Source organism: Butyrivibrio sp. VCD2006 (genome assembly GCF_000423925.1).
GTDB lineage: Bacteria > Bacillota > Clostridia > Lachnospirales > Lachnospiraceae > Butyrivibrio.
Map to the genome: position 1 here is coordinate 72,826 of NZ_AUIX01000023.1, position 20,599 is coordinate 93,424.

The window sequence follows — 20,599 nt, forward strand, 5'->3', positions numbered from 1 at the left end:
CTATTTTCTATAAATTATTTATTGTGCTGAAAAGTAATACTCACCATATCCATGCTCAATCATGGGAAGCCTGCAGGCTTCATATTTTGAAAAAGAACCTACTCTTGAATGGGGGAGTTGAACTGCGTCTCTTATTATTTCAGGTAAAAATTCGTCCCATTTTACTTCCATGATGCAAATTCCATGGGCTGCCGGAATTGTGATGCATTCTGTATCAAGGAAATCTATGCAGTTAAGCCCGGTTCTGATGTTGTAATCCAGCGTCACCCGGACATTCCCCGGTCCATAGATAAAAGGCTCTCTTGTGTAATCGACGATGGTTTTGGGCCGTAGTCTCTCGGAAACCATTTTTGCGTAGAGCTCCTTTATAAGCTCATCCTCCGATTTTTCCATCCATCCGATATCACCGTCTACTATCCGCTGTGCCTGATCCTCTGTGAGATTTGCGGATATCTTGGTGCCAAGACCGCCGACCTTGCATTTTTTCTCAAGATGAATGACTGACTTTTCGCCGTTGTAATATCTTATTCGGAACTTTTGCCTTCTGCTCACTCCGGCCTGCTTCTCAAGAAGCGCTTTATCACCGGGTGTATCAAAGTACAAACTTCTAATCAGATACTTTCCATCTATCGCATGCTCATCGGTGCGGGCAATTGCCCGAAGCCGCTGCCTTATTGTAATCATGTCAGCAGTAGTGATTTCGTGCTTTAACTCATGTCTGTATTTCACTATTTTGCTCCCTTCTGTTTGATCCTTTGGGAATTATATTAGGCCAACCTAAATTTAACCTAAAGGAAACAAGTTCCAAAAAACATTTACTGCATAATTTGATCAAAGATGGGAAAAATAGCACACCACTCTTGTGGCAGAGGTTATAACGGTAATATTAGTTTCACTCCTTTACGGAATCAGATTTGGCAAAAGAATTAAATGGGGTAGAGAATCATAATGTTTATTAAGGCATTTTGGAACAAACAAATATGATTCGAGATGGAATATAGGAAAAGTGCCGATGCTGGCTGCATCGGCACTTTTGAGTTACAGATTATTTCAAATTTGCGTTTTTTCTTATTGTAAGATAGGTCTCACCATTATCATAATATACTACATAAGAACCACTGGTTCTGTTGCGTTTTCCGTTTTCATCTCTGTAGGCGGTAACAGCAATCCAGTATTTTCCTTTGGGATTGAATTTCTTGCCCTTGTACTTTGCGATGGTTGCCTTTTCTGTGTTTTTGTTTGTGATGGTCTTTACTTTTGTGTATTTGCCATTCTTCTTGTTGGAAACCCAGATTTCATAGCCGCTTGCATATTTTTCTCTCCACCATTCAATTTTCAGCTTCTTTTTCTTGATGGTAACAGCATAACCGTCATTTGTTTCTTTAACTGTGGGCTGTGCAAAAGACTTATAGGAATCTGAATAAGCGCTGTAGTACTTTGTACCGTCATATTCTACAACAGAACGAACTTTTATATTTATGTATGAAATATCCTCAGTGTCAAATTCCATCTTCTTTTCTGTTGTTTCCTTGGTATAGGCATCAGAATCGGAATCATTGACTGTTACTTCAAATTTGGTATATTTATCTTCACAGTTCCATTCAATGATAAGCTGGTCAGTTCCAAGTGACCAGAATGTAGCACGAACATCGGTAGGTGTCGGAGGGATAGTAACCGCGGTCGCGTTTTTATATTTGTCATCTAACAGAGTAGTAGGACTGTCTGACTTTGAGTATTTTAAAACGATGAAGTATTTGTTGCCGGGTTTTAACTGTGTAAAAGTATATGATGGTATGGTTGTTTGAGCCGTGCTGTCTACTGTGCAATTCTGATTGGCTTCGTCCAAAGTTGTGCCTATTCCCAGATAATATTTTTGGGCAGTTGGTTCAGTAGGCCATGAAGTCTCAATGGAATTGGTGGATGTAGATTTAATTGTTATAGGTGTTGTGCCCTCTGCTCTGACCCCAATATGCGGAATCAGTAAAAGTGCGAACATTAGAATTGGTATGCTTAGATACTTTAATGCTTTCTTCATATGCTTTTCTCCTTTTCTATAGGCAGTTTTTCTGCCGACCCTCATTGTATTAATAATTAAATTTTACCTTATATTGGCTGATCAGAAGATAAATTTCCTATAAAACATTTAATAATTATTTAAAAAATTGTAGTTTCATCCTCTTGATTTTGAGATTCGATTTATGCCAAAATTGACAGCTCTTTTCATATATTTTTTATCGAATTCTTTTATTTATGGTACCCCTGTATTGCTATAATTTAAAAAGATGGGTGAATTATGTTGCTGTGAGCACCGGAAAGTGTGACAGTAACCCAATATAGCAAAAAGGGGACAAAGCATGATTAATTACAAGATAAAGGAAAACAAAAACGGGCCAACTATCGGATACGTCAAGGCCGGTGTAATCGAGAAGGATGGTCTTTTTTTCAAGGACTCGGAGGGGACAGGTGAGCTTCTTCCCTATGAGGATTGGAGACTTTCACCGGAGGAGAGAGCAAAGGACCTTGCGAGCAGACTCACAACCGAGGAAATCGCAGGTCTTATGATGTACAGCGCTCACCAGATTGTGCCTGCCGAGGCCGGCGGCTGGTTTGGCGCAACCTATAATGGCGGAAAAACCTTTGCAGAGAGCGGAGCTGCACCCTCTGATCTGACTGACCAGCAGAGGAAGTTTTTGACAGAAGATCACGTGAGATACGTGCTTGCGATGATGCTGAAAAATGGCGAAATTGCAGCTAATTGGAACAATGAGATGCAGGCTCTCTGCGAGGAGATGCCGCATGCAATCCCTGTTAATATAAGTACAGACCCCAGACACGGCGCAGGAAGCGCTTCCGCGGAGTTCAAGACGGAAGCCAAGGACACAAGTAAGTGGCCACTGGGCCTTGGACTTGCTGCTACTTTTTCACCTGATCTGGTAAAAAAATTCGCGAGAGTTGCTGCAACAGAGTATCGCGCTCTTGGAATTACAACAGAGCTTGGACCGCAGATTGACCTTGGAACTGAGCCCAGATGGATGAGAGTTGCCGACACCTGGGGACAGAGCTCAGAGCTTGTTAAGGACTATGCGAAGGCGTATTGCGAGGGCCTTCAGACTGATCCCGAGGCAGGTTGCTTTGCGCAGGCCGGTGATGGTGAAAATAATGGTTCTGATCATGCCGGCAGCAGTAATAAAAATAGCAGTTGTATGGGAGGCTGGGGAAGCAAGAGTGTCGCAGCCATGGTTAAGCACTGGCCCGGCGGCGGTCCCTGCGAATCCGGAAGAGATGCTCACTATGGCTTTGGAAAATTCGCTGTATATCCGGGTAACAATTTTGAGGAGCATTTAAAGCCCTTCTTAGAGGGTGCCTTCAAGCTTGATGGCGGCACAGGCGAGGCTTCTGCCGTGATGCCTTACTACACAATAAGTAACGGAATCGATCCTTCAGGCAAGAGCTTTGGTAACAGCTACAGCAAATACATAATAGGAGATCTTCTTAGGGATAAATACGGCTACAAGGGCGTTGTCTGCACAGACTGGGGCATTACGGGAGATCCCGATCCCGAGCTTGATTCCTTCGGATCAAGATGCTATGGAACCGAGGAACTTACTGAGGCTGAGAGACACCTTCAGATTATTGAAAATGGAGTCGATCAGTTTGGTGGAAATAATAACATCGTTCCCATCCTTGAGGCGTACAGAATAGGGTGCGAGCGTCACGGCGAAGATGCTATGAGAAAACGCTTTGAAGAAAGTGCAGAGCGCCTTCTTGTAAACAGCTTCAGATGCGGACTTTTCGAGAACCCCTATCTTGATGCGGATGAGAGTAAGAAAATCCTTGGCTGTGATGAATTTGTGGAAGAGGGCTTCAAGGCTCAGCTTCAGAGTATCGTTATGGTCAAGAACAATGGCGTTCTTCCTATATCAGGTAAAAAGAAGGTCTACATCCCCGACCGCCACATCGATGCACACAAAGGCTTCATGAGATTCATGGAGGAAGCCAAGGACTTAAAGGGAGCTAATCCCGCCGATGTTACACCTTTTTATGACGTAACGGAGGACCCGTCAGAGGCTGACTTCGCGATTTGCTTCATTGAGAGCCCCATCAGCGATGGCTACACTAAGGAGACAGGCTACAGACCTGTGACTCTGCAGTATCGCGAGTATACAGCGACCGCAGCGAGAGCCGAGAGTATAGGACAGGGCGATTTTAGAGAAAAAGAGAACCCGAACCGCTCATACCTTGGAAAAACTAACAAGGCAGCTAACGAGAGTGACCTTGATGCCGTGATCGAAACCAGGAAAAAGATGGGAGATAAGCCCGTAATCGTTGTTATAAGAATGAACAATCCCTGCATGGTAGCTGAGTTTGAAGAGTACGCTGACGCAATCCTTGTAAACTTCGGTGTTGAGACCAGAGCAGCCCTCACCATTGTAAACGGCGGCTACGAGCCCACAGCAATGCTTCCTGTTCAGCTTCCTAAGAACATGGAGACCGTGGAGAAACACTGCGAGGACAAGCCCTTCGACTACGAATCCTACGTTGATTCCTGTGGAAACAAGTACGACTTCGGCTTCGGCCTCAACTGGACCGGCACTATAAACGATTCCCGCTACCAGAAATATGTAAAATAAAAAGCTGGAATATAAATAGGCATGTGAAAACAAGGCCCGTCGGAAGGTTTGTGTTCAGCCTCACCCACTCATAGGCGAATTTTAAAAAGAAGGAATAAGTAAGAATAAAAATCCAGAAATAACTAAGGCCCGCAGGAATGTCTGTGTTCGTCCTCGCTCGACTATACGTGAACCTTAAAAAGATGGAATATATAAGAATAAAAATCCAGAAATAACTAAGGCCCGCAGGATTATCTGTGTTTAGTTCGCTCGATTATACGCGAAGCGTAACGAGAGCGATACTGAATACAGATAATCCTGTGGGCCGTATTATTCAAAAATTTATGACATCTTTTTATACATGTGATTGCCAAGCATCTGGATGGCCTGTACGAATGCAATCAAAATAATGGAGCACACAATCAAGTAATCCGTCTTGTACTGCTGATAACCATATCTGATCGCGATATCACCGATACCGCCACCGCCGACAGTACCTGCCATTGCGGAGTAACCAATGAGAGAGATCACAAGAAGTACCACGCCATTTAGCATTCTCGGAATGGACTCTTTTACATAAACCCTCATGAGAATCTGGAAATTGGAAGCACCAAAGGATCTTGCGGCCTCGATAACTCCGGGATTAGTCTCGCGAAGGCTTGTCTCAAACACCCTTGCAATATAGGGAATTGCTGAAACAGTAAGAGGAACGATAGAAGCTGTGGTTCCAATCGATTTTCCTACAACCATTCTTGTGAAAGGAATCAGGATAACCAGAAGGATGATGAAAGGAAAGCTTCTGAATACGTTCACTATAAAACTCAGGATCTCATACACGATCTTGTTGGGCTTAAGGCCATCGGGCGCTGTGAGCGTCAAGATGATCGCAGGAATGAAGCCTATAATTACTGAAAAAAGTGTTGACCAGAACACCATGTAAAGTGTCTGCTTAAATGCATTTAAAATAATACCGGTCATTCCGGCATTTGATAATACTCCGGACATTATTTGATTACCTCCCATGTTACATCTTTTTTATCAAGAAAAGCGCAAACGCTGTCCAGATCATCGGGATCAATGTTCAGGACAAGACTGCCGTAAACATCCTCTCTGAAATCCTCGAGCTTAGCCCAGCAGATATTGAAATCCTTGTGGAGCTCCTGAGACATCATGGTGACGATGGGGCGCTGATTTCCTTCGCCATAGAAGAAAAGCTTGATGTTAAGACCTGTCTTGGGAAGCTTGTCACTTTCTTCTCTAAGGAAGTCTCTGATCTCCATTTCCTTAGGCCATACGAAAAGCTTCTCAGGCTGGCCGACAGATAACACTTGTCCATTACTTAAAAATGCCACCTTTTTACAGATCTGCTTAACAACCTCCATCTGGTGAGTTACCACGATGATGGTGATACCCATCTCCTTATTGATCTTCTGGAGAAGAGCAAGGATTCCCTTAGTGATCTCGGGATCCAGAGCACTTGTTGCCTCATCGCAAAGAAGGAACTCAGGATCAAGAACCAGGGCTCTCGCGATAGCAACTCTCTGCTTCTGACCGCCGGAAAGTTCTCTCGGCTTAGCGTGAACCTTCTCCTCAAGTCCTACAAGCTTTATCAGCTTTAAAATCTTTTCCTTAGCCTCAGGTGTATTGGTCTTCATGCCCCAGAACTTCATGGGAAGAGCAACGTTCTGATATACATCAAGTCTCTCGAGCAGGTTAAAGCCCTGGAAAATCATGCCCATTCGTTTCTGAAGAAGTCGCAGGGATTTCTTATCGCGAATATTCACTTCCTGTCCATCAACAGTAATTAAGCCTGAATCGTAGGACTCAAGCCCGTTGATGCAGCGAAGGAGAGTGGATTTTCCGGCACCGCTCTGTCCAATGATTCCGAAAATCTCGCCATCTTCGATATCAATGGATATACCCTTCAAAACCTCAGTGTCCTTGAAGGATTTTGTGACATTTTCAATCTTAATCATTTGTAAATCGTCCTTTAAAATAATATAGGAAATACCTGGATTTGAATTAATCCGGCATCTACAGTGCTTTTGCACTACTGTATTTTACTATAAAAACTTGGGGTTAGCCACAGTTATATTATTTCGGGAAATGTAGGAAAAATCAGAAACGACTTGGGAATCTTCGATTATAATGATGGTATGAGTTCTCATAAATTCGTTCTTGGTGCGTTCTTGATACTTCTGTTAAATTGGCTTTTTAAATGACGAGATGTTTTAGGCGTTTTGGTAGGTATTTTGACTTGTTACAGCTTTTGAGAGAGTGTGTTCTTTTAAATTATTGATTCTTATGACAAATTTGGTAGGTGCTTTATAGAAATATATACCTACCAAATTGTGAATTACTGTTGTTTATTTAAAAAGTTCATATAAAATGTGAATAAAAGTAGGCTCGATTGCCTACCAAAAATGGAAATTAGTCAGGTTATTTAAAGGAGTGCATTGGTTCTATTTATATAAGTCGACTAGATTGGGAGGATGCAAGTATGTGATTTACTATATGAGAAAAAGAGCTCCGTTGGTACTATTTTTTTGCACTATTTATATGCGAAAAACTCAGGAATTTTATTATAAGAAGTTAATTAACTCATTGTTACACTTAAAATGCTCTTTTTATGGTACCAATGGAAGAAAAGGGGCTCTACAGTAAAAATGCATGGATGATTAACCACAAAAGGGACCCAAATCAGAGATAAAATAGTACCAATGAATGAAAAAGGCCGCCTCAGTAAAAAATAACAAAAAGGCCGCCTCAGTAAAAAATAACAAAAAGGCCACATCGGCAAAACATATCAAAGAGGTTACCCATGTAACACATAACAAAAGCACGCTTCTATAAAATATAGAAAAGAACATGCCGAAATGATGAGAGCTTTAGAAAGAATCCATAAAGAAAGGCCATGACATGACAGACGAAAAGCTAATACGAGAAAAATATGAAAAGATAACAAAAGCGCTAATACAAAAATGCGTAACAATCACCACAATGGAGAGCTGCACCGCAGGAATGGTGGCTTCGCTCCTGACTGACACTGAAGGTTCTTCAGCAATCCTTAAAGGTGCGTTCATCACCTACAGTAATGAGGCAAAGATAAAGCAGGGCGTGCCCGCAGAAATTATCGATGAATACGGGGTGTATTCCAGCGAGACAGCCAAAGCCATGGCTTCCGCCTGCAGAAGGGCTTATGGTGCTGACTTTGGAATAGGCGTCACCGGCACTATGGGCAATACTGATCCTGCTAATTCCGATAGTGTTCCCGGAGAAGTGTACGCCGCCATCGAGAATGAGTTTGGCTGCCGCGCATTTTCTTTTACACTTGAGCCACAATCTTCCCGCTACATGTATAAGCTTGCAGTATGCGACAGAATAGCAGATGAGCTGAAGAATGTGGTCCTGGAAGTGTAAAAGTATAAAATCACTTGACGTGAAAGCAAATGACACAAAAAACAAGTATTATAGTGCCGCCGGTTAACCAATATACATTAAAACGTTGATTTGTGTTATCATCAGTAAAAGGGGAATTATTTTTTCCTTTACATTATGAGGGCACAGGCCTAATATGCATTAGGGCAAAAGTAAAACGTGCATTAGCGCATGAGGCATATTACGGCAAAATAATAGAGTATATACATCTGACTCTATATTTGAAAGGAGATAGTCTTTTTATGAATATGTCAACTATATTTGAAATCATCGGTTATGTGGGATCTGCACTGGTCCTTCTTTCTTTCATGATGGTGTCGGTATATAAACTGAGAGTTATTAATATGATAGGAAGTATTGTGTGCGTTATCTATGGCGTACTGATTCATGCTTATCCTACCGTAGTTATGAATGTGGCTCTTGTTTGTATAAATATCTACAACCTTTACAAGATGAGGAGTTCGACAAAGAACTATGATCTTGTAAGAGTTTCTGAAAAAGATTCACTTGTTAACTACACAATAGATTTATATAAGGAAGATATTGCGAAATGCTTCCCGGGAATATCAATGGATTTTGCAGGTGTAAACTGCGGATTTGTTGTTTGTCATAAGGGAACGCCCGCAGGTATTCTTCTCGGAAAATTGAAGGATAGAACTCTTGATATCAAGCTTGATTATTCAACTCCTGAGTACCGTGATTTTTCAATCGGTGAGTTTCTCATGAGTAATCTTGTCAGTGAAGGAATTGATAAGCTTGTCTACAAGGGCTCTGATCAGCACCACAAGCAGTACCTTGCAAGAACAGGCTTTGTAGATAAGGGTGAGTACTACGAGCGCACACTTTAACTCTCTGAACCTTTCTACACAGGGTGAAAAAGAAAGGGTGACAGGATATGGAAACTTACAATACAACAAAGCATGCCATTATATGGAAATCATATATAAGGCTTGCTATGGTTAATATGGTAGCTTTTGTAGCTTTGAATATCTGTAGCTTTATCGATAATGTTGTGATCAGCAGATTTCTTGGCGAGCATGCTCTTGCAGCGGTAGGTCTTTTCTCGCCGGTGCTGGTAATTACGGGACTTGCATTTGTAATTATCTCGGGAGCTGAAATACTGATAGGTACACTTATTGGATCAGGTAAGCAAGATGAGGTAAATTCTCTTTTTACAAGCTCTTTCATAGCAGTTGCCGTAATCTGGACTGCTATTTCTATCACGCTTATAATTGCAAGAGCGCCTATTGCCACGATGCTGGGCGCTCAAGGAGAGTCAGCAGCACTTCTTGAACAGTATATAGCCGGCTATGCATTTAATGTCTTGTTTTCTTCGCTCAGTTCTCTGCTTATTTCCGTAACTTCTTTTAATAATGCGATCAAAAAGTCTTATATGGCTACAGCTTCGATGTTCATCGGAAATTTTGTTTTTGATATCCTTTTTGCTAATTTCCTTGGAATATTCGGCATAGGCCTTGCGTCTACCATAAGCAGCCTTGTTTCTTTTCTTGTACTATTACCTGCCTATACAAATAAGGAAAAGACGATTCACTTTGCAAAAACAGCATTTGATAGAAAACTATTGGCAGAAGCTGTAAGACGAGGGGTTCCAACTCTTTTGTTCAATAGCGGAATCTTTATCAAAAACAGCCTCATTAACTATTCATTGCTTACATATGTGGGTGAGGACAGCATAGCTGTTGCGAATGTTTTGGTCTCCATATGCGGTTTGGTAGGGGCAATCTCAATCGGTTGCTCCAGTGCGCATTCGGCGCTTACAAGCCTTTACTATGGCGAAGAAGATCGTGAAGGGGTTATTGATGTGTTTAAGACTGCATTATTGGCCGGGGTGATAGCTGTTACGCTTCCGGGGATACTTATGGCGGTCTTTTCCTCTAAGTTAGCAGTTATCTTCTTCACTCCGGGTACTGAGATATTTAAAATGGGAAGGACCATGTTTATCATAGGATTCTGGTTCTTTCCGTTTAATGTATTCCTGAATCTCCTTATAAATGCATATAAAGTTCAGGGAAGAATGAAGCTTGTAAATATCATATCCTTTACCGAGGTGGCCATGATAGGTATTTTAACGCTTTTTACTGTCCCTTTTATGGGAAGCAACGGAGCATGGCTTGCCAATATGTGGAGTGATATTCTTGCTATTGTTATTGTGATCATTTCGGTATTTGTAAATGCAGGCAGAGTTGACATAAGCATCCCGTCATTGTTAAAGCTTCCCCCGGACTTTGGTGCTTCCAATGAAGAATTTGAGGAATACTCTGTCGAAACGAAGGAAGAAGTGGCTAATATCTCGCAGAAAGTGATTGATTTCTGCCATTCAAGGGCTATTGACAGGAAAAAGGCACTTTGGGTCGGTTTATGTGTTGAAGAGATTTCTATCAACATCATAGATCACGGTCTATTTGTGAGGGGTCAAAACAGCATAGCAATACGTGTTGTAAATAAAACGGATGGAGAGCTTACAATAAGGATACAGGACGATTGCATAAGATTTGATCCGAGAAATTATCTAAATATGTTCAATGTAGATTCTCCTGAGAAGCATATCGGACTTCGTATGGTAGCAAAGCTGGTAGAAAGCATCAATTACTATAACAATGCAGGGATCAATACTTTGATCATGAAATTATGAAACTCCCTATGAATCGGCTGACATTTCGCAGGCTATAATTTTTAGTTAAGCCCTTAAGTATTGATTTTATTACTCCAAAGGATTAAAGTTATAAATCATATCTGATATGTAAATGCGTTTAAAAACAGACGCAAAGAGGAGGACAAAAAGTTATGAAAAAGAGATTTTTAACAAGTATTATTCTTTCAGCAGCACTTTCATTCGGTGCACTTACAGGCTGCGGAAGCTCATCTGCCGAGACAGCCGCTGACACAGCAGAGTCAACAGAAGCTACAGCAGAGTCAACAGAAGCTACAGCAGAGTCAACAGAAGCTACAGCAGAGACAGCAGAGGCTGAGAGCACAGAGGAGACAACAGAGGCAGCTGCAGATACAGCTGACGGAGACAAGAAGATCACAGTTGGTGCTACACCGGTTCCTCACGCAGAGATCCTTGATAACATCGTTAAGGAAGTTCTTGCAAAGGACGGCTGGGAACTTGAGACAGTAGTTTTCAATGATTACGTTCTTCCCAACACTTCACTTGAAGAGGGCGAGCTTGATGCCAACTACTTCCAGACTCTCGGTTACATGAACCAGCAGAACGAGGATGCAGGTCTTCATCTTACAGCAGTTGCAGGTGTTCACATTGAGCCAATGGGTATCTATTCTGAAAAGTATGCATCACTTTCAGAGATTCCGGATGGCGGTTCAATCGGTATCCCGAACGACCCTGACAACGGTGAGCGTGCTATTGATCTTCTTGTACAGAAGGGACTTCTTAATTCAAAGGGTGGCTTCGGTTCAGATGACAACTACACAGAGGATACTCTTTCAAAGGATGCTGATGCTAACCCTCACGGTTATGTGATCACACCTCTTGAGGCAGCTTCACTTCCTCTTTCACTTCCTGATCTTGATGCGGCAGCAATCAACGGAAACTATGCACTTGAGGCAGGTCTTCCGGAGGCACATCCCGCACTTGATATTGAGGAGTTCGACGATGAGACAACAATCAAGAGAACTAACTTCCTTGTTGTAAAACAGGGCAATGAGAGTTCTGAAAAAATCCAGGCACTTATCAAGGCTCTTCAGTCAGACGAAGTTAAGGCTTACATCGACGAGACCTACAAGGGTGCAGTTATCGCTTCTTTCACAGATGCTCAGTAATAACCATTTTTTAATTACCTTTAAAAGCCATTTTAATAACGTATAAATCATAAATCCTACCTTATAAAGCAACAAGGAAAAGAGTCGTCAGCCAAGACGACTCTTTTTCTTTGGCAACAATAAAAATGATACTTGATCAAATTTAGCATTTAAGCCCAAAGAAACAATCATCTGAATTGTTTTTTTAGATTAATTTAGGTCAATTGTTTCTTTGTTCTTGCGCTGAGCAATTTAGTGTGATAAAGTGGTAAAGAACGAAAAATGACGAGGAGGATTCTGATTATGAAAAGGAAATTAATTGCCGGTTTATTAATATCAACTATGGTTTTTTCAATGACTGCCTGTGGAGGTGCTAAGGCAGACAGCGCTTCAGATACAGCTGCTGAGACTACAGAGGCAGCAGACGATACAGCTGCAGCAGATGCTGATTCTGATGTGGATTACATCAAGGGCAAGGGTAAGCTCATCGTAGGTATCACCGATTTTGCTCCCATGGATTACAAGGATGACAGCGGTGATTGGATCGGCTTTGATGCAGATCTTGCTAAGGAGGTTGCCGCATCATTAGGAGTTGAGGCTGAGTTCGTTGAGATCGACTGGGACAACAAGATTCTTGAGCTTGATAACAAGTCTATCGACGTTGTATGGAACGGAATGACTCTTACAAATGAAGTTAAGAATTCAATGGAATGCACCAATCCTTATCTGAATAATGCGCAGGTTGTTGTGGTTCCTTCAGAGATGTCAGGTGAGATAAAAACTGCAGACGATGCAAAATCCTTAAGCTTTGCTGTTGAGGCCGGTTCATCAGGTGAGGCAGTAGCACAGGAGAACGGATTTGATTTTATTTCCGTAACATCTCAGGCTGACGCTGTAATGGAGGTTCAGGCAGGTACTTCAGGTGCATGCATCATCGACCTTCTGATGGCAGGTGCCATGATCGGAGAGGGCACAAGCTATCCTGATCTTGCACACACAGCTGAGCTTTCAACTGAGGAGTATGGTATCGGATGCCGCAAGGGTTCTGATCTTGCAGCTTATATCAATGGTCAGCTTAAGGACATGTACGACAACGGCAGCATGGAAGAGATTGCTAAGAAGTACGGCGTACAGGAAGCTCTTATTGCTCAGTAAGAAATAGCCAATGTGCTGCGTTTTCGTAAGCGAAAACCACTATAAAATTACTTGATAAAAAAGGAATCAACATTTATGTTTATGACAGTTACCTTATCCCTTTTGGAGGGGTTCCTGGCAACAATTAAATTATTTTCACTTACACTGCTTTTTTCATTGCCACTGGGACTTATCATATGCTTTGGGTCCGCGAGTAAGGCACACATAGTGAGAATACCGATAAGATTTTTAATATGGGTTGTGCGAGGCACACCGCTTATGCTTCAGCTTTTGGTCATATATTACGGCCCCGGGATTTTTCTGGGGCTTAATGTATGGGGCTCTTCCGGAAACGGACGCTTTATGGCAGCGCTGATTTCATTTGTAATAAACTATGCCTGCTATTTCTCAGAGATATACAGAGGCGGCGTTCTGTCTATTCCCATGGGCCAGTACGAAGCGGCTCAGGTTCTTGGCATGACCAGATGGCAGACCTTTAAAAACGTAATATTGCTGCAGCTCATCAAGCGCATCGTGCCTCCGATTTCAAACGAGGTAATAACTCTTGTAAAGGATACATCTCTTGCAAGAGTTATAGCTGTCTATGAGATAATCTGGAACGGACAGTCCTTTATTAAAAGCAGCGGAATTATCTGGCCTCTGTTCTATACAGGCGCATTCTATCTGCTGTTTAGCGGACTTCTGACACTGCTCTTTAGATACATTGAAAAGAAGCTGAGCTATTTTAGATAAAAACGAACCGGGATTAAAGGGTAATAAAAATGCCAATACTTGAAGTTAGTAATATAAAAAAGAAATTTGATAACAACGAGATAATCAAGGGTATTTCTTTTAGCATGGAAGAGGGACAGGCTATCTCCATCATAGGTTCATCGGGAAGCGGTAAGACCACACTTTTAAGGTGTTTAAACTTTCTCGAGAGACCCGATGAAGGAATAATAACCGTCAGAGGTGAGAGGCTTTTTGATGCATCAGCGCCTATTGATAAGCCTGATGTTTTAAGGGAAAAAAGGCTTCATTTTGGAATGGTTTTTCAGCAGTTCAATCTTTTTCCTCAGTATACTGCCCTTGAGAATGTAACTCTGGCGCCAAGCCTTTTAAGTGATGGCAAGGACAACACAGAGATCATTAAGACAGGAAAAGAGCTCCTTGATCAGATGGGCCTTTCAGACAGGATGAGCAACTATCCTCATCAGCTTTCCGGCGGACAGCAGCAGAGAGTTGCTATTGCCCGTGCGCTTGCGTTAAAGCCCGATATACTGTGCTTTGACGAGCCCACATCTGCACTGGATCCTGAGCTTACAGGTGAGGTTCTTAGAGTTATAAGAGAACTTGCCGATAAGAAGACCACGATGATAATCGTTACTCATGAGATGGCTTTTGCAAGGGATGTTGCTGACGAAGTTATTTTCATGGACGATGGTGTGATTTTGGAAAAAGGACCCGCTAAGGAAGTTATCAATAATCCTACCAAGGAACGCACCAGGCAGTTCCTTTCAAGTCTTAACAAGTAATAAGAGCTTTCAGAAAAAACTAATAAGATTCAGAGTATAAAAAATCCGCGGCAAAACGTATGCCGCGGATTTATTATTAGTAGTTTACTCCAGATTCTCCGGAGGCACCGCATCCAGTTCTATTGTAGCGGTAAAGGTACTTCCAAGTCCCTCCTCACTCTCTGCAACAATGTCTCCCTTCATGAGACATGCAAGGCGCTTAGCAACTGAGAGACCAAGACCTGTTCCTGTTCCGTACTTACTGGGATTGCGCTTCTCCTGAGCGAAGGTTCTGAAAAGACTTGGCATGAATGAAGCGCCTATGCCACAGCCTTCATCCTTAACTTCAAATGTTATTCTGTAAAAATCACCATGTCTCTTTGAGGTAACAGTAATATCTACGGTGTCACCGCGCTCGCTGAACTTAACAGCGTTGGAGGTGAGATTGATGACCATCTGCTGAGTACGTCCAAGATCGCAGATGACCTGAGGATTAGCTCTGTAATTTCTGTGTACAATAATATGTACATCTTTTTCTCTGGCGAAAGCTCTTGTAATATTCTCGACACCATCCACGATATCATCAAGTGATGAACGTTTGGGATCAAGGCTAAGGTTGCCGCCATCGATTTTGTCTATATCGAGAATGTCGCTCATGAGTCTTGAGAGATAATGACTTGAGGTGTAGATCTTCCTCATATCATTTCTAAGAACATCGATATCAGTCTGGTTCATGCCCAGGTATGAGAGAGCAGAGATGGCATTCATGGGGTTCTTGATCTCGTTACTCATTCGTGATAAGAACTCCGACATGCGTCTGTTGGCGCGCTTCTCATTTTCAAGAAGCTTGTCGTTAAGCTTGTTTAGCTGTTCGATTTTTCTGATGCGTTCCTGCTCGTCTGTGACATCAATAAAAGAACCTACAAATCCAATAATAACATCGTCATCGTAGATGGGAGTTTTGGTGGCAATGATCTCCCTGACTTCACCCTTTATTACGCACTGACCATGTACGTTGTGTGTGCTCTCGCCCTGAAGGACTCTGAGTTCATCCTCCATGAAGGGCTTCGGGTCGGGATGCCATCCCATATCTTCATCGGTTTTTCCTATTACACAATCTGCTGATTCAAATCCATAGAAATCCAGAAAAGCCTGATTAACGCCTACAAATCTGCGCTGTGTATCCTTCCAGAAAATACAATCCTGTGTTGTGTTTATGATTTTATCAAACAGCTGATCAGCGTGTTCGTTAAGAGATATAGTTTTTAGCTTTTCAATATTTTCACTCATAAGAACCTCAAGAAACACAAAAAATGGGTGTAAATGTAAATCAATTATATCACGAAATTACGTAAATGCTATACCGGGAGGAATAAGTTTTCGTGATTTAAGAAATCTTTTATAAGTTGAATTTCACTGTCCGATAAATGGAACAGTTTAAAACACATATCATCAAGCTCAAAATATAACTTCTCTATTTTTGAATGTGCTTCACTATCAGAGGATTGAAGTAAACTTCCTGATTCCTCGGAAAGCGCTAAAATACTGTCTATCAAGGCACAAATTTTATTTTGTTCATCCTCATCTGCATAAGGTATCGGTATCTGTTCAATGTGAGATCTGAGAATTTTTACGGAGCGGAATTTTTTTGTAAAATAATATTCCGCTACGCTGCTGTTTAAAATTGCCAGAATATATTTAATTTTCAAACCTTCGATGTTCGGAATTACGATATTGCAGCTGTTGAGTGACAGAGTCTGATTGTCATCATAAGCAAAAACAAGGTGTCCTCCGATGAAGCGGTAGAGTAGTTTTTCCGGTGCGCGGTACATGGAAAGAGGCGCAACCTGTTGGCATTTTTCTGGCTCAAAATGTATGTAGCATTTTGGAATGCGGAAGCGATACTTGAAGATATCGATGCCCTTAAGGATCACTTCGTTGTTGGAACTCTTGCGGGATTGCAGCATCTCCTTGTTAGCACCTGTTACAATTCCAAGTGCAAACTCTGCGTTGCCATCGAGCTTTTTAACACCGGGAAGTGATTCAAGAGAATTAAGAAGTTCATACTCTTCATCCGGCATCAGGAAATCAAAGACATCTCCCGAGAGCTTTCTTTCAGACGAGATCCTGAAGGATTTGTCCTTCTCATATATAACGGGCTTCTTTGAAAGGAAATCTTCATCCGATTTTTCCACATGCAAAATTACAGAGGGACACTGCACATGATCAAAAACATCACCCAGATATTCAAGATGGGAGAGTGCGGTTTCCTTCAAAAGTGTGTCGCGGATTATCTTGTGAGTCTTAACAAGAAGAATGGATTCCGGCAAAACATATGAAAGAGATCCGCCGTCGCTAAGTAGCCTTAGGCCCTGTTCCGTGAAGAGGTCAAAGGAATCAGGAGACTTTGCCTTGCCGCATGCAAATTCGTCCTTGAGGTATTTTTTCTCATCGGAAGTAAAGGGTGAACCCCAGGGCGGATTACCCATGATCACATCAAAGCTTAGGCCATCCCTATTAACTCTAAGGAAATCCTGAATCACAAGGTGCTCTGCCCAAAACTCTGTGTCGGGCAGACGGTATTTTAATGCGAGATTTATCCTTGCTATATGAATGCTTGTCTCATCAAGATCGTAGCCATAGAGATTCTCCGGTGGTACTCCGGGAGGCAGGCATAAAAGGAAATTTCCTGTTCCGCAGCCGGGGTCTAGAATCTTTTTATCCTGGCCTGCAGTAAGAAAAGAGGCCTCGAAAAGGTGACCAAGAAGCCTTTGAACGATGGTCCCCGGCGTGTAATAGGTACCCTCGCTTTTCCTTGCTCTAAGGTGCTTTAAGGATATATAAATGAGACCCAGAGTGTCTTCTCCGGGAACATATTCAAATTCTTCTGTGAAAATTCTGGTATCAATAAGACTGTCCTCGGGGGATATTACTCCGCGAAGATCATCAAGAAAAGGCCTGTATGCATCAGCTTCTTCAGGAGAAACTCTCTTGGAAATCAGTTTATCTGCGCACTCAGCAAGAATCATTCTGAGAATCGGTTCTGTTATCTCGAAGTTTTCCTCATAGGCAGCAATGCCCGATATAAGTTTGTTTACCAGTGGAAGGTTCGGTGAAGACGCAGGAATATAGGAGCCATACAGGAGCTTACCTGAGACATAGGTCTTGTTCCTGCGGCTCTTCAAGGATTTGATCTTGCCGTTTTCAAGATCAGCTTTAAGGGAGCGGACATACTCCTCTGAAAAGAAGTAAGATCTCCCTTTTTTGCTTTCAGGTTTTATCTTACCAAGCTTTACCCAGTTTCTTCCCGTCGCGGGAGTGATAGAAAGTTCTGCACAAAGGTCAGTTAATGTAAGCATTAGCACTCCTTTCAACACGCAGCCCTGAAGTTATCTGTTCAGGAGTCTGCTGAGCTTTGAGCTTCCTAAAAGTAGTATAAGACCAAGTAAGCTGAGAATTATTCCTGCAAATAATCCCGGTGTGTGGTAAACCAGCTTAATGTCATGGTGACCTGCGCTCATCTCGATAGCGCTGAACATGGTGTCAGCCGCAAGGAGCTCGGTCTTTTTGCCGTCAACATATGCAGTCCATCCCTTTACATAGGGAACGGATAAAAACAGAAGCTCAGAGTCTTCGGTGTCTATGCTGCCGGTTATCATATTTGTCGCAAAGGATATGGGATTCTTGTGAAGATCCACATCCTGCATGGTATGTGCCTTAAGTGCTGAGAGCTGAGCATGCATCGTGGTAAGTGACCTGCAGAAAACGCTCATCTCGTCGAACTTATAAGTGCCCTTGTCATTAAAGGTAAGTCTTATGTAGGTCTTGGCCTCGTTGGCATTGCCAAGGTTGACTATGAAGTTGTGCCAGCCTGAATAGTACCAGGAGCTCTCGCATTTATAGTCGATGCGCTTCATAATACCTGTTCCGTCAGCGAGCTCTGTAGAAACAGTGATTGATGGAACGTCAGTATTTGACTTGACCTTAAGGTTCTTCAAATAGAGCAGTGTCTCACAGCCGGGATTCCCGTTAAAGGTAAGAAGAATGGAAGAACCTGCCTTGGCCTTATAGCCGCCCTTTGCCTCTTTTATTTCGCCCTCAAGAGTAATCTCATAGGGAATGCTTTCTGATGTGAAAACAGGCTCCGCTTCAGGATATTTTCCTGCCACATCGTCTCTTACAACGGCTCCGTAGAGAAGCGCTTCCTCGCGCTCTATAGGTGAAAGTTCATTAAAAGCGGACTCTGAAATAGCTGCGTTATATGTAAAACCAAGAGGCATTGCATCCGGGTTTTCATAGATTCCAAAGTTGAATTTCTCATAGGAAGGAACATAACCGCAGGGTACAAAGGCCTGCTGGTCAGGCGTGTTGTACCTGAGTGAATAGTACTTAACGCCTGCGATGGAGTTAAGAACGGCGCGGTCATCAAGTGCAAGGTAAGCGAAGTTCTGCTGATCATTTATAGCCATGAGTTTAAAGTACTCGGAGACACTTTTGTCTGCAAGGCTCCAGAAAAACTGCGTCGATGAAATTCCATCTAGCATGGCTGCGTTCCAGACAAGGTCTCTGCCTGAATAGCGGTAGAAGCTGTTTGCCGGATCAAGGCCGTCTGCTGCGGCATTTTCCTCAACTACCTGTACCTCGGTGCTCTGAAGCTGAGCGTACATCTCCTCGGGTGAACAGATATCCATGTAATCCTTCACCATGTTGCCCTCCTCAGGGGAGTAGGCGAGGCGTCCGTTTTTAGCAATGAATAAAAGTGTTGTAGTAAGAACGACTATGCTCAAAATAGAGGCGATGAAGGCCTGATTGCCCTGGCCCTTTTTAGTGACTATCTTTGCGGCATAGCCTGCAATAATATCGGCGAATTCAGCTGTTACAAAGCCTGCGAAAAGTGCACATGAAAATGCCCATCTGTTTACCGCGTAGTTAAAGCCTCCGAATACATAACCTGCAAAGGGCAGGCAGAGGAATAAAGTGAGCAGGATAAGAAAAGTAAGTTCCTGATATACACTTCTAGGGTCTTTGGTTTCTTCCGCTTCCTCTTTCAGACTGCGAACATCATTTTTAAATTTAATAAGAGAAAAAGCATAACATATACTGCGTACGATTACGCAGATAGCTGCGGCAACAAATACCGGGGTAAAACCGAGCTGGGTGTCGTTTGCTCCGTGATAAACGAAGCTGTAGACATTTTTAAGGAGCTCTTTGTAGTAATCTTCCCCATAGAACAGGGGAATAGCGATTCCTGAATTAGCCCTGGGGTTATTCGGAAAAGCAATAAGAATAGGCAGAAGAATAAACATGCTCATCAGTGAACCGATGATTCCGTAAGCAAAGAATGTGCCTATGGTTTTAAAAGCTGTACCTGCCTGATGTTTTCCGAAATATATGAACAGAAGCCTTGCTAACACATAGATGATTGTAAGAAGCACTATTATGTAGAAGAAATAAAAGTTGTTGGTACCTGCGAGAAAAACAGCGACTGCAAAGAACCTTGGCTTGTTCTCTTTAAGTATCTTCTCGGCTCCAAGGAGTACTAGGGGAAGATAGATAAGAGGGTTTGCAAAGAAAGGATGCCACAGTCCCAGGTACATGAAATAAGAACCGAAGCTATAGGTGAACATTCCTGTGAGGAGTGCTCCCGCCGACATGTTTTTTCTTGAGTATTTTGCGTACAGGCTGAAGGTGATTCCTGCAAGGTATGCACGCATTAACATAACTACCTGGAAGTAGATATGGATGTATTCGGTTTTAACAAAAGCGGAAAAAATATTAAGAAGATCGCCAAGCGCATAATACTGAAGTGTCGTATACAGGTCACTTCCGTATCCTATGCCGAAGGCGAAGGTTTGTAGATTAAGAGAGTGCTCTTTAAAAACATGATAAAGAACACCCCTTAGCCATTTTGAATAATATGCCGCAGCCTTAAGATGCTGCCGCCAGGTATCACCCTCGCAGATGAGACTCTTGCCATTGCGATAGAAATAACCGTAGACAAGAACTGACATGGCAGCAAATATGGCTGTATAGATCAGATAGAATAACAGAGTATTCAATCCGGATTTTTTAGAATCGTTAGTATCATTATTGTGTTTAACTATATCCATTACACGGGAGTCC

At 42.4% G+C, this 20,599-nt stretch carries 15 protein-coding genes; 8 read left to right on the forward strand and 7 right to left on the reverse strand.

Annotation, left to right across the window (positions count from 1 at the left end; all coding sequences use genetic code 11):
• Nucleotides 1-18: 18 nt before the first annotated feature.
• Complete coding sequence (locus G586_RS22500) at nucleotides 19-729, reverse strand: polyphosphate polymerase domain-containing protein (RefSeq protein WP_196811579.1); 711 nt, start codon at nucleotides 727-729, stop codon at nucleotides 19-21.
• Between the two features lie 316 nt (nucleotides 730-1,045).
• Nucleotides 1,046-2,035 (reverse strand): hypothetical protein, encoded by a 990-nt coding sequence (locus tag G586_RS0110075; protein WP_026527669.1) that lies wholly within the window; start codon nucleotides 2,033-2,035, stop codon nucleotides 1,046-1,048.
• Nucleotides 2,036-2,354: 319 nt separating this feature from the next.
• Between G586_RS0110075 and G586_RS0110080 the strand changes: the two genes are divergently transcribed.
• The gene (locus tag G586_RS0110080) at nucleotides 2,355-4,631 is read left to right on the forward strand and encodes a glycoside hydrolase family 3 protein (protein WP_035772968.1); all 2,277 of its coding nucleotides are present in this window, start codon (nucleotides 2,355-2,357) and stop codon (nucleotides 4,629-4,631) included.
• Nucleotides 4,632-4,952: 321 nt separating this feature from the next.
• Here the strand turns inward: G586_RS0110080 and G586_RS0110085 are convergent, their stop codons facing one another.
• The gene (locus tag G586_RS0110085; protein ID WP_330363263.1) at nucleotides 4,953-5,615 is read right to left on the reverse strand and encodes a methionine ABC transporter permease; all 663 of its coding nucleotides are present in this window, start codon (nucleotides 5,613-5,615) and stop codon (nucleotides 4,953-4,955) included.
• Nucleotides 5,615-6,586, reverse strand: a complete 972-nt coding sequence (locus G586_RS0110090) for a methionine ABC transporter ATP-binding protein (protein ID WP_026527672.1) — start codon at nucleotides 6,584-6,586, stop codon at nucleotides 5,615-5,617. Before G586_RS0110090 ends, G586_RS0110085 begins: the two co-directional genes overlap by 1 nt.
• A gap of 943 nt (nucleotides 6,587-7,529) precedes the next feature.
• Here G586_RS0110090 and G586_RS22505 point away from each other — a divergent pair.
• From G586_RS22505 to G586_RS0110125, 7 genes are all read left to right on the forward strand, one after another.
• Nucleotides 7,530-8,030, forward strand: coding sequence for a CinA family protein (locus G586_RS22505; RefSeq protein ID WP_035772969.1), 501 nt, complete (start codon nucleotides 7,530-7,532; stop codon nucleotides 8,028-8,030).
• A gap of 92 nt (nucleotides 8,031-8,122) precedes the next feature.
• Complete coding sequence (locus G586_RS0110100) at nucleotides 8,123-8,896, forward strand: YgjV family protein (RefSeq protein ID WP_255346251.1); 774 nt, start codon at nucleotides 8,123-8,125, stop codon at nucleotides 8,894-8,896.
• Between the two features lie 47 nt (nucleotides 8,897-8,943).
• The gene (locus G586_RS0110105) at nucleotides 8,944-10,701 is read left to right on the forward strand and encodes an MATE family efflux transporter (RefSeq protein ID WP_026527674.1); all 1,758 of its coding nucleotides are present in this window, start codon (nucleotides 8,944-8,946) and stop codon (nucleotides 10,699-10,701) included.
• Between the two features lie 152 nt (nucleotides 10,702-10,853).
• Nucleotides 10,854-11,849, forward strand: coding sequence for a MetQ/NlpA family ABC transporter substrate-binding protein (locus G586_RS0110110; protein ID WP_026527675.1), 996 nt, complete (start codon nucleotides 10,854-10,856; stop codon nucleotides 11,847-11,849).
• Between the two features lie 282 nt (nucleotides 11,850-12,131).
• Nucleotides 12,132-12,983 carry a transporter substrate-binding domain-containing protein gene (locus G586_RS0110115; protein ID WP_026527676.1) on the forward strand — a complete coding sequence of 284 codons (852 nt, stop codon included), beginning with the start codon at nucleotides 12,132-12,134 and terminating at the stop codon, nucleotides 12,981-12,983.
• A gap of 75 nt (nucleotides 12,984-13,058) precedes the next feature.
• Complete coding sequence (locus tag G586_RS0110120) at nucleotides 13,059-13,715, forward strand: amino acid ABC transporter permease (protein ID WP_026527677.1); 657 nt, start codon at nucleotides 13,059-13,061, stop codon at nucleotides 13,713-13,715.
• A 29-nt stretch (nucleotides 13,716-13,744) separates the two neighbouring features.
• Entirely contained in the window at nucleotides 13,745-14,497 is a 753-nt protein-coding gene (locus G586_RS0110125) for an amino acid ABC transporter ATP-binding protein (RefSeq protein ID WP_026527678.1), read from the forward strand.
• An 84-nt stretch (nucleotides 14,498-14,581) separates the two neighbouring features.
• Here the strand turns inward: G586_RS0110125 and G586_RS0110130 are convergent, their stop codons facing one another.
• From G586_RS0110130 to G586_RS0110140, 3 genes are all read right to left on the reverse strand, one after another.
• Nucleotides 14,582-15,766, reverse strand: coding sequence for a PAS domain-containing sensor histidine kinase (locus G586_RS0110130; RefSeq protein ID WP_026527679.1), 1,185 nt, complete (start codon nucleotides 15,764-15,766; stop codon nucleotides 14,582-14,584).
• A 68-nt stretch (nucleotides 15,767-15,834) separates the two neighbouring features.
• A complete protein-coding gene (locus G586_RS22510) occupies nucleotides 15,835-17,835 on the reverse strand; it encodes a TaqI-like C-terminal specificity domain-containing protein (protein ID WP_051204704.1) in 2,001 nt (666 codons plus the stop codon).
• 30 nt (nucleotides 17,836-17,865) lie between these two features.
• Nucleotides 17,866-20,586, reverse strand: coding sequence for a YfhO family protein (locus G586_RS0110140; RefSeq protein ID WP_026527680.1), 2,721 nt, complete (start codon nucleotides 20,584-20,586; stop codon nucleotides 17,866-17,868).
• Nucleotides 20,587-20,599 lie beyond the last annotated feature (13 nt).